Genomic DNA, 11,625 nt, shown 5'->3' with positions numbered 1-11,625 from the left:
CGTATATGAATATTATCAAAAAAATATTTTCTAAATCCCGTTCTCTAGAAGACGGGATTTTTTTTGACACTATTCAGAAAATTCTTGGTTTTCCGCCGGTTAATGTGGAATTTTACAGGAAAGCCTTTACACATAGATCATCAAATAAGTTAGATGAAAATGGACAGCCAATCAATTATGAAAGGTTGGAATTTTTAGGCGATGCGATGTTAAGTGCCGTAATTGCTGCACATTTGTTTAATAAAGCACCAAACGGAGACGAAGGTTATTTGACTAAAATGCGATCAAAAATTGTAAGTCGTGAACATTTGAATGAATTGGGTAAAGATTTAAATCTGGTTCGCTTTGTGGAGAGCAAAGTGCCAATTCAACATTTTGGCGAGAACATACACGGTAACATTTTTGAATCTTTAGTTGGAGCAATTTATTTGGATAAAGGCTATCCTTTCTGCGAGCGTTTTATTCAAAAGAGGGTAATTACTCCTTATGTTGATATTGCCCGACTTGAAGGAAAAGTTATTAGTTACAAAAGTTTAGTTATCGAATGGTGTCAGAAAGAAAAGAGAATCTTTCATTATGACATTTTTGAGGATAACGGTATTGACGGTCAGCGCTTATTTGGCGTAAAATTGAGCATAGACAATAAAGTAATCGCAAGAGCGCGAGCAACTTCAAAAAAGAAGGCAGAAGAAAAAGCATCGCAAAGAGCTTATTTTGCATTTCAGGAGAAAATAGACAAGAAATAGCTACAAAAATGCTGTAACTATCTTAAAGCTATAACGTTTTCGTTTATAAATTAACAAAAACAACCACGTCATAACTATTGATGCTCCGTTAGAAATAGTATATTTACAACTTGATTTTTCATGACATGGCTATTCATAGATTGGATTTAGACGAATTTGACGAAATTGATTATTATTTAATGGCAATTCATACTTCATTAGAAGATTATAGACTGGCCTATTTTATCAATAAGATCCTTCCGATAAACTTAAGTAAGAGCAAAAACGAGATACATGCTCAGACTAAAGAAGGAGAGGCAAATTTTTCTAGATTTTATTATTATGATTCCGAAAAAGCAGTTTCATGGAATTTAATTCAGAATAAAAATGAAATCATTTCAGTGAGTACAAATGATTTCCAGAATTTGTTTTCTAATGAAACAAGTGAGGTTTCAACAACAATTCATTTACTTCCTGAATTCAAAAAAGTAGATTTTTTCCTGAAAATAGAGAATAGCGAGGAGACTCTAAATTTTTCAGAAATTCAACAACAATTAAATACCATAGAGAGTGTTGCGGCTATTTATGCCGTCGATACAAATAAAATAAAATCAAAAAACAATCTAATTTTTTAAAAAAAATGTTAACAAACAAGAAAACCAAAATTGTTGCTACACTTGGTCCCGCATGTAGTACAAGAGAGATTATCAAGGATATGATCGAGGCAGGGGTTAATGTGTTTAGAATCAATTTTTCGCATGCAGATTACGAAGGAGTAAAAGAAAAAATCGATATCATTAGAGGTCTAAATGAAGAGTTTGGTTACACTACAGCAATTTTAGGAGATTTGCAAGGACCAAAACTTAGAGTTGGTGTAATGGAAGAAGGAACTGTTGTACATGATGGTGATGAAATTACTTTCACAACAGCAGAAGATATTATCGGAAATGCGAAAAAAGCATTTATGAAATATCAAAATTTCCCAAATGATGTAAATGTTGGAGAGCGTATTTTGCTTGACGATGGTAAACTTATTTTTGAAATCGTTTCTACAGATAAAAAGACAGAAGTTGTTGCTAAAGTTATTCAGGGTGGAGAATTAAAATCTAAAAAAGGAGTTAATCTTCCAAACACAAAAATCTCTTTACCGGCTTTAACTGAAAAAGATATTGCAGATGCGATTTTTGCAATTGAGCAAAAAGTAGATTGGATCGCACTTTCATTTGTGAAAACTCCTCGCGATTTACAAGATTTACAAGAACTTATCGCTAAGCATTCAGAAGTTAAAATCCCAATTATTGCTAAAATTGAAATGCCAGAAGCTTTAGAGAACATGGACAAAATTGTAGCATATTGTGATGGATTAATGGTTGCTCGTGGAGATCTAGGTGTTGAGCTTCCTGCTCACGAAGTTCCATTGGTACAAAAAGATTTGATCCGTAGAGCTAAAACGGCTAGAATTCCAGTTATCGTTGCTACACAAATGATGGAAACAATGATTACAAGTTTAACTCCAACAAGAGCTGAAGTAAACGACGTTGCAAATTCAGTAATGGACGGTGCAGATGCTGTAATGTTGTCTGGAGAAACTGCAACAGGAAATTACCCTGTACAAGTAATTCAAAGAATGGCGCAAATTTGCGAGGCTGTTGAGGATTCTCCGCTAATTCAAGTACCACAAAATACACCACAAATCAAAACAAAACGTTTTGTTACTAAAACAGTTTGTCACCAAGCAGCTTTATTAGCTAATGAAATCAGTGCAAAAGCAATTTGTACGTTAACAAACAGCGGTTATACTGCTTTCCAGATTTCAGCTTGGAGACCATCTTCTGCTCATATTTTAGTGTTTACTTCAAACAGAAGAATTTTAACACAATTGAATTTATTATGGGGAGTTAAATCTTTCTTCTATGATAATGAAGAAAGTACAGATGATACTGTAACAGATGTAAATAAAATTGCAGTTGAAAAAGGATATGCGACTAAAGGTGATTATTTAATTAACCTTGCAGCTATGCCTATTAAAGATAAAGGAATGGTAAATACCATGAGAGTTTCTGAAATAGAATAGTTTTCTTTTTAAGATATACTAAAAGCCATTCGAAAGAATGGCTTTTTTTTTGCCCTTTTTTGAAAACTTAATTCAAGTTGTAGAATCGGAACAAAAACTTCTTCTTTAAGAGTAATAATTTAAGATAATCAAAATCTCCTCTTTTGTTTAAGAAATTTTGCAAAACGCTATAACAATTTCTTATAAAGTTCCTTTTTTAACGTTTCATTTTATAAAATGAAACCACGTCGTGGCTCAAAAATACTGTAGTCAGGTTTTTTATTAGCTAATTTTGAGTTCTTTAAAAAAAAAATTAAGAAAATTCTTGATTTCATTTTTATCGGTTTTTACTGCCAATAAAATTTTGAAACAGTGATTTTCTCGAAATGATTTTTAAAGAAAAGCCCTGACATTTTTGCTTTTATAAGCACATCTCTTTATAACACTAATTATTAACAAATTTTATTACCATGAAACAAATTAAGTTTTACTGCAGATTTAATAATGCGATGATAATATTTGCATTAATATGTTCAAGCCTGTCACTTTCGGCCCAAAACAAAAAGCCTAACATTTTGATACTTTGGGGTGATGATATTGGAACTACTAATATTAGTGCTTATAGTGATGGAGTTATGGGTTATACAACACCCAACATTGACCGTTTAGCAAATGAAGGATTACGTTTTCTTCATTATTATGGAGAACAAAGCTGTACAGCAGGTCGTGCCGCTTTTTTAACAGGACAGCACGGTCTTAGAACCGGACTTACAAAAGTTGGTTTTCCGGGAGCGCCAATGGGTATGAGTCAGTTAGATCCTTCTATTGGTGGAATAATGAAAAACTTGGGTTATGCAACAGGACAATTTGGTAAAAACCACGTTGGAGACCGAAACGAAAGTTTGCCAACTGTGAATGGTTTTGACGAATTCTTCGGAAATCTGTATCACTTAAATGCAGAAGAAGAACCAGAATTGCCAGATTATCCTAAAGATCCCGAATATTTGAAAAAATTTGGACCAAGAGGCGTTTTAAAATGTACGGCAACAAATGTTGATGACGCAACAACTGATCCACGTTTTGGAAGAGTTGGAAAACAAAAAATCGAAGATACCGGAGCGCTTACTAAAAAAAGAATGGAAACAGTTGATGATGAAACATCAGCAGCAGCTATTGATTTTATTAAAAGACAAAACGCTGCTGGAAAACCATTTTTCTGTTGGTTCAACGCAACACGTATGCACCTTCGTACACACGTTAGAGCAGAACACAGAGGAAGATACACACACGGAGACAGTGAATATATTGATGGTATGATTGAACATGACGAAACTATCGGAAGTATCTTAAAAGCATTAGACGATTTAGGAATTGCTGATAATACAATTGTTGTTTATTCTACAGATAATGGTCCTCACATGAATACCTGGCCTGATGGTGCAATGACACCATATCGTTCAGAAAAAAACACAAACTGGGAAGGAGCTTTCCGTGTACCTTGTATTGTGCGTTGGCCAGGTCATATTAAACCAGGAACTGTAACTACTGAATTAATGAGCCATAATGACTGGATGCCAACTTTGGCTTCAATTGCTGGTGAGCCAGATTTAACTAACAAACTTTTAAAAGGTTACACTGCAAACGGAAAATCATACAAAGTCCATTTAGACGGTTTTGATCAAAGTAAATTTTTAGAAGGCAAAACACAAAAAAGTGCGAGAGATAAATTCTTCTATACAGATGATGATGGTCTTTTAGTTGCTTTAAGAGAAGGGGATTATAAATATGTTTTTGCGGAACAGCGTTTGGAAGGTACACTTGGAGTTTGGGCTGAGCCGTTTACTAAACTTCGTTTGCAAAAAACATTCAATTTATTTCAAGATCCTTTTGAAAGAGCTGATATTACTTCAAATACATTTTGGGACTGGCAGATGAATCATGTTGGTTCAATGTATGGTGCAATACAAGATGTAGTGGTATTTGCAGAAACATTTAAAGAATATCCACCAAGATCAATTCCGCCAAGTTTCTCTGCTTATACTATCATGGAAGAAGCAATGAAAGATATTAAGGCAAAACAATATATAGAAAAAAATGTAATGCCTAAATTAAAAGAAGATGCAGAAGATACTTCAAAAAAGAAAAAATAAAGTATAGATAATTAAAGGAAACAGGGCTTTTATGTCCTGTTTTCTTTCACTTAATATTTTTGTTATGTATAAAAAAATAGTACTAATACCTGTGCTTCTTTTTTTATTTGTTTCATGTAAAAAATCAGAAGAAAGTACAGCTGTTAATCCAAAAGATAGCACAGCAACTGCTGTAACCAGCGGTGATCCTTTGCCAAGCTGGAATGACAGAGCTCTAAAAAAAGACATTATTGCTTATGTTGAAAAAGTAACCAAAGAAGGAAGCCCGGATTTTATTCCGGTAGAAAACAGAATCGCAACCTTTGATAATGACGGAACACTTTGGGCTGAAAAGCCTTATGTTCAGGAATTATTTGCTTTTTACAGAGTTAAAAAAATGGTTGAAGCTAATCCAGCTTTGGCACAAAAACAGCCTTTTAAAGCCGTTGTAGAAAAAGACAAGACTTATTTTGAAAAAGGCGGAGATAAAGCACTTATAGAATTGGTTGCCGCAACGCATACAGGAATGACCGAAGATGAATTTGAAGCTTCAACAAAAGAGTTCTTTTCTGGAGCCCAATATCCGGGTAAAAATGTTCCGATAAAACAAATTAGATATCAGCCACAATTGGAGTTACTGAATTATCTCCGTGCAAACGGATTCAAAACTTTTATTGTAACTGGTGGAACAGTTGAAGTTGTTAGAGCAATATCACAGGATTTTTATGGGATTCCGAAAGATCAGGTTGTTGGTACTTCTTTTAAATATAAATTTGATGATGCTAAAAATGCAGTTTTAAGAGAACCTGCTTTAGATCATTTTAATGATAAAGAAGGAAAACCTGTCGGTATACAATTACACATTGGACAACGACCAGTTTTTGCCTGCGGAAATGAAGGCGGAGCTGGAGATCTTGCCATGTTACGATATTCTTCAGGAAGCAAATATCCTTCGTTTCAATTAATTGTAAATCATAACGATTCGATTAGAGAATACAATTATCAGGAAAAAGATAATCTATCATTAAATACTGCTGCAAAATACAAATATCATGTTGTGAGTATTAAAGACGATTGGAAAAAGGTTTTCGCAGATAAATAATTATGAGTTCCATCAGAAGTCGAAAATTGTTATAAATCTTAAAAAGAATTATTATGAACCGATTTAGAATATATGCCACTGCAAAATTTTTGTTCAGTATGTTTTTAATTCTTTTAAATTTTTCAGCATTCGCGCAAGAAGAAAAAGCCGGAGCAAGCGCACAAGAACTTGCCGATAAAATGGCAAATCCAGTGGCGAGTTTAATTAGTGTCCCGTTGCAAAATAATATTACTTACGGTATTGGTCCTTATAATGGAATAAAATATCAGATTAATATTCAGCCTGTTGTGCCTTTTAAATTAAGTGAAAATCTAAATTTAATTACTCGTTATATTCTTCCAGTTGTAGATCAGCAAGATGTTACGGGACAAAACACACATGAGTTTGGTTTAAGCGATGCAACAGTTACCGCATTTTTTGCTCCTAAAACCAAGGGAATCATCTTTGGTGCAGGTCCTGCTTTTTTAGTGCCAACCGCTACAGAAAAATTGTTAGGAACAGAAAAATTCGGAATTGGACCAAGCGTTTTGGTAATGCATCAGGGAAAAGGACTTTCTATAGGTTTTTTAGCCAATCAGATTTGGTCCGTAGCAGGAAATACTGACAGAGCAGATTTTAATCAGTTTTACACACAATTATTTCTGACACATAGTTATAAAAGTGGCGCAAGTTTAGGTATTACTTCAGAAATTACGCAAAACTGGCAAGGAAATACAACTCTTATTACACTTAGCCCAAATGTTGGCGCGATTACAAAATTAGGTGGCCAAACTATGCAATTTGCTGTAATGCCATTAATTCCAATTGTTGGACACCAATCGATAAAACCTGATTGGGGATTAAGAGCCGTTGTTGCATTTATATTTCCTGGTAAATAATATTTCTAAGTTTCTTTCAACAAGCTGAAACTTCAAAAGAAAAAAATAGAATTGAGTTTAGATAAATCATCTGCATGACAGAAAAAGCAACAGATAGTGCCGAAAGTTTTTTTGATCGATTAGCATCAAAAGCAGAACGCTATGATAATGGTGCAGCGATCAGAAAAGATGTGCCTCGTTCTTCTCATCAGGAATGGACACCGCCTGAAGATCGTAAAGATCCTGTAGATATTTTGATTCAGACAAGTATAGGAAGGCTTGAGCGTTTATTGCCTATCCGATATCGAAGAATGATCGAATCGCCTTTTGCTTTTTATCGAGGTGCTGCCGCAATTATGGCTGCAGATTTAGCAAATACACCAAACACAGGAATACAGCTGCAGCTTTGTGGAGATTGTCATTTAATGAATTTTGGTGGTTTTGCAACTCCTGAACGTAAATTGGTTTTTGACATTAATGATTTTGATGAAACATTTCCCGGCGCATGGGAATGGGATGTAAAAAGGCTCGCAACAAGTTTTGCAATTGCAGGAAAGTGGCGAAAATTTTCGGTTAAAGACTGCAAAGCTTTTGCATGGCATGTTGCAGATAGTTATAAAAGACATATGCTTGATTACAGTAAATTATCGGCACTTCAAATTTGGTATGCTGATATTGATTTGGCAGAACTTATTGATTTGGGAAAAGATGAAGAATTAAAAGAATTTCAGCAGAAACGAATAAAAAAAGCCGTCGAATCTATTGCTCACGAAAAAGAATTTGCAAAAATGACTTATTTAGATGGAGTTCGGGCCAGAATAAAAGATGACCCTCCATTGATTTATCATCCTTCGGGAGATGAAGAAAGTTATACGTTAAGAGAAGCTAAACAGGCTCATAAACGATATATAGAATCACTTCCAGAAGATAAACAAGTTTTGTTGAGCAGATATACTATGCATGATTTTGCTATAAAAGTAGTAGGCGTGGGAAGTGTTGGAACACTCTGTGGCATAAGTTTATTAATGTCGGCTACCGGAGAACCAATTTTTTTGCAGTTTAAAGAAGCCAGAAAAAGCGTATTAGAAGCAAACGTAAAAAATAAAGGGAAATATCCTCATCAGGGAGAACGAATTGTAATGGGACAAAAATTAATGCAATCAGCGCCAGATATGTTTTTAGGATGGACAAATGATGATAAAGGCAAATATTTTTATATCCGTCAGCTTCGTGATGCCAAGATAAAACCAGTTATAGAAATAATGAAATCTGAAAATATGACAGATTATGCCAAAGCCTGTGGATGGGCACTCGCAAGAGCACATGCACGATCTGGTGATCCATCGCTTTTGTCTGGATATATTGGCAATAACAATGAATTTGCGAATGCTATTTCTAAATTTTCAATGTCATATGCACATCAAAATGAATTGGATTACAATAAAATGGTCGAAGCCATAAAAGAAGGAAGATTGCCCATTTCGGCAGAAATGTAATTCGCACTCATGTAGTCGCTCAGATTTAAAAAAGATTTGTAAGAATCAAAACTTACATTTTAGATAAAATCATCAAATGCAATAAGTAAGATTTTTTGCAATAAACTATGTTAATTAAAGAAAATGATATATCTTTAGGCTATGTTAAGGTGTTGTTTAATAGTTGTTTGTGTTAATTTAACAGGTATTTTACATTACATTAACGCCCCAAAGATTTTACATGATTTTAATAAAGCATTCGAGTTAAACTAATTTAATTATTAATTTAAATATCAGAACAATGAATATTAAAAGAACAAATCTTCGCCTAATTCCGTTAATTTTATTGGGATTGTTTTACAGTTGTTCACCAACTGTAAAAGTTACCACAGATTACGATCACTCTGCTAATTTTAGCCAATACAAAACTTTTACGGTCTATGACTTAAAAGCCCAGGAAGGCCAGGTAAATCAGCTTAATGCAGATCGTGTTGCAAAAGCAATTCGCGCCGAAATGACCGCTAAAGGATTTGTAGAATCAACTGATAATCCTGATTTAAAAGTCAATGCGGTTTCTATATTAAAAAACAAAACTCAAGTGACTGCCGATACTAATTTTTATGGTTATGGAGGAATGTATCGTCCATACGGATATTGGGGCGGCGGCGCTATGATGGGTGGCGGTACAACAACATTTAATTCATATGATTATGTTGATGGTTCGCTTGTTATTGATATTGTTTCTTCAAAAACACAAAAACTGCTTTGGCAAGGAATAGGTAATGCTCAAATCGACAGTAAACCAGATAATCCGGAAGAATTTATTGCAGGTGCAATTAAAAAAATACTAGAAGGCTTTCCCCCAGGTCTCGCTAAAAAATAAGCTTTTAAATTTATTTTATAAAGACATTTATACTTATCTGGCAACAGATAAGTGTAGTCTTTATGAGTTATGGTACATAACTTTCTTTTAAAATTTATTTTTTAAGAAGGAGCAATTATTAATTATAAAAAACTAATATATGCTGGATATAGTACTTTCTCTTTTCTTTTTTATGGCAACGATGGTCGGCTTTGCGACATCATTTATGGTGCTGTTTTCTAAAAGAAATTACTCAAAGAGTTTCTTTTTAGGACTGTTCTTATTTAGCCTTGCTGTTGTCAGTGTATATAATTTTTATTTGTCGGCAAATGTTCTTAATTTTTTCCCTGATCTGTTTATGATCACGAAATCTTTTATGTTTTTAGTGGCGCCATGTGCTTTTTTGTATGTCCGAAATCTATTGTTTACAGATCGTATATTTCAAAAATATGACTGGCTTCATTTCTTGCCTTTTCTGATTTATTTTAGTTTAACATTTTGTGTTTGGATTGGTAATTTGGTTGATTTCCCATTGGCACAAAAATTTTCCCCTAAAATTCAAAGCCCATTTTCAATGTTGAGTTTGTCTATTTGGCTGCTTTATGCATTTTGCCAGACGATGATGGTTTTGAATTATGATTTAGAAAAATTCAAAAAAAATCATTTCAACAGAATAAAAGTTTTAAGCTGGATACGAGTTTATAATTTGGTGATTTTGTTTTTGTTTTCGGCACTTTTTGTGCATTATTTTTTAGTTAGTAGTGTTTATACAGTCGATTTGTCTTGTTACATACTGATTTCATTTGTACTTGTTTTTACAGTGAGCTGGCTTTATTTTAAGCCACAAATATTCTATGATATAAATACAAATGAAGTCAATGATGATTTTCAAATCGTTGAAGAGAAACTGCTCGTGATACAAGAAAACGAATCAAAAAACACATTGCCAATTGTTAAAGATCTTACGGTTGAAAAGAAACAGCAGTATTTGATGCAATTAGAGGAAATTTTTGCCTCACGAGAACTTTTTCTGAAAAAGGATTTGGTAATAAGAGATATTGCCGATGAAACCGGAATATCTGTACATCATCTTTCCAATTTAATTAATTCTGAATTTAATCTGCATTTTCAAGATTATGTAAACTTGAAAAGAATAGAATATTTTAAAGAAAAAATTAATGACCCAGAATGGAAAGATCTTTCTCTGGAAGGAATGGCTTGGGGTTCTGGTTTCAAATCAAGAACAACCTGTTTTAGAGCTTTTCTTAAGCACACCGGAAAATCGCCTTCAGAATATTTTAAAGTTGTCAGAATGAATCCGGAAAAGCGCATACATATTATCTAAAATAATATTCAAACTGATGACAAGTCGTTGATAAATAGGATTATTAAGTCTCATTAATTTTAAATGCAAGAACAATGAAAACGGAATTAAATCAACATAATCAAATCAAAAAATCAGTTGTTTTATCTTTAATAATATTGATGCATTTATCAGGTTATGCGCAGCTTAAAGGAGGTCATATTCTTGGATCTTCCGGACTACAATCGGGAACTCAGGCTCCAGAAAATATGCTCACAGTTTATGTGCCTGGATATTTTTATGAAGCAGGTTCTTTAAGAAATTCCGATGGAGACAAATCCATTGCAAATCCAGATATTAATATGTTTTTAACTGGTATAGGTGCAAATTATGTGAGCGATTTTAAAATTCTTGGCGCAAATTATGGCGCAACTCTTTTAGTTGCTTTTGCATCAAATGCGATTCAGGGAAGTTATGTAGATTCAAAAAGTTCTTTTGCTTTTACTGATATGCTCGTACAGCCTATTCAATTAGGCTGGCATCATAAAAGAGCAGATTTTGTTTTTAGTTATCAATTGTATCTTCCTACAGGGGAATATGAGTTGGGAGGAAGTAACAACAGCGGATTAGGAATGTTTATGAACGAATTTTCGGGAGGAACAACTTTGTTTTTTAATGACAAAAAAACAACTCATTTCTCGATTTTGGCCGCTTACGAAATCAACGGCAAAAAGAAAGATACCGATATAAAAACAGGTGATATTTTAAGTATCGAAGGAGGTTTGGGCAAAACTTTTTATATGATGAATGCCGAAAAAACTGCTCCAACTGGAATTTTGAATGCAGGATTAATCTATTATCTACAATATAAAGTATCTAATGATGAAATACCGGTTGGGACGTTGCTTCTGGAACCAGACAAAGACAGAGTTGGAGCTTTAGGTGCTGAGGTGAATTATTTTCATATTGGATGCAAAACTACAGCTGGATTGCGCTGGGTTTCTGAAATTGGAGCTGTAAACAGGTTTCAGGGAAATACATTTTTTTTAACACTGGCACATGTATTCAGTTTTCAGAAAGAGCAACCTAAATAATCAATTTCCTATTTACAGGAAGAAA

The 11,625-nt window shown here is 33.7% G+C and carries 10 protein-coding genes; all 10 read left to right on the top strand.

Features of this window, described 5'->3' with window-relative positions:
* Window positions 1-5: 5 nt before the first annotated feature.
* The 10 genes from rnc to GQ47_RS06440 all read left to right on the top strand — a co-directional run bounded on the left by rnc (window position 6) and on the right by GQ47_RS06440 (window position 11,600).
* Window positions 6-746 carry a ribonuclease III gene (rnc, locus tag GQ47_RS06485; protein ID WP_035646411.1) on the top strand — a complete coding sequence of 247 codons (741 nt, stop codon included), beginning with the start codon at window positions 6-8 and terminating at the stop codon, window positions 744-746.
* A 125-nt stretch (window positions 747-871) separates the two neighbouring features.
* Complete coding sequence (locus GQ47_RS06480; protein WP_026727192.1) at window positions 872-1,360, top strand: IPExxxVDY family protein; 489 nt, start codon at window positions 872-874, stop codon at window positions 1,358-1,360.
* A 5-nt stretch (window positions 1,361-1,365) separates the two neighbouring features.
* Entirely contained in the window at window positions 1,366-2,799 is a 1,434-nt protein-coding gene (pyk, locus tag GQ47_RS06475) for a pyruvate kinase (RefSeq protein ID WP_035646408.1), read from the top strand.
* 554 nt (window positions 2,800-3,353) lie between these two features.
* Entirely contained in the window at window positions 3,354-4,928 is a 1,575-nt protein-coding gene (locus tag GQ47_RS06470; protein ID WP_238567953.1) for an arylsulfatase, read from the top strand.
* Window positions 4,929-4,992: 64 nt separating this feature from the next.
* The gene (locus GQ47_RS06465; protein WP_035646402.1) at window positions 4,993-6,009 is read left to right on the top strand and encodes an HAD family hydrolase; all 1,017 of its coding nucleotides are present in this window, start codon (window positions 4,993-4,995) and stop codon (window positions 6,007-6,009) included.
* 53 nt (window positions 6,010-6,062) lie between these two features.
* Complete coding sequence (locus GQ47_RS06460) at window positions 6,063-6,887, top strand: hypothetical protein (protein ID WP_035646398.1); 825 nt, start codon at window positions 6,063-6,065, stop codon at window positions 6,885-6,887.
* Window positions 6,888-6,961: 74 nt separating this feature from the next.
* Complete coding sequence (locus GQ47_RS06455) at window positions 6,962-8,362, top strand: DUF2252 domain-containing protein (RefSeq protein ID WP_035646394.1); 1,401 nt, start codon at window positions 6,962-6,964, stop codon at window positions 8,360-8,362.
* Window positions 8,363-8,642: 280 nt separating this feature from the next.
* Window positions 8,643-9,224, top strand: a complete 582-nt coding sequence (locus tag GQ47_RS06450; protein WP_035646391.1) for a DUF4136 domain-containing protein — start codon at window positions 8,643-8,645, stop codon at window positions 9,222-9,224.
* Between the two features lie 337 nt (window positions 9,225-9,561).
* Complete coding sequence (locus GQ47_RS06445; protein ID WP_238567952.1) at window positions 9,562-10,548, top strand: helix-turn-helix domain-containing protein; 987 nt, start codon at window positions 9,562-9,564, stop codon at window positions 10,546-10,548.
* 74 nt (window positions 10,549-10,622) lie between these two features.
* A complete protein-coding gene (locus GQ47_RS06440; protein WP_035646386.1) occupies window positions 10,623-11,600 on the top strand; it encodes a SphA family protein in 978 nt (325 codons plus the stop codon).
* Window positions 11,601-11,625: the final 25 nt, after the last annotated feature.

This window comes from Flavobacterium sp. ASV13 (assembly GCF_000745775.1).
Classification (GTDB): domain Bacteria; phylum Bacteroidota; class Bacteroidia; order Flavobacteriales; family Flavobacteriaceae; genus Flavobacterium.
Note: the sequence above shows the minus strand (reverse complement) of the source record. Positions and strands in the feature narration are given on the sequence as shown.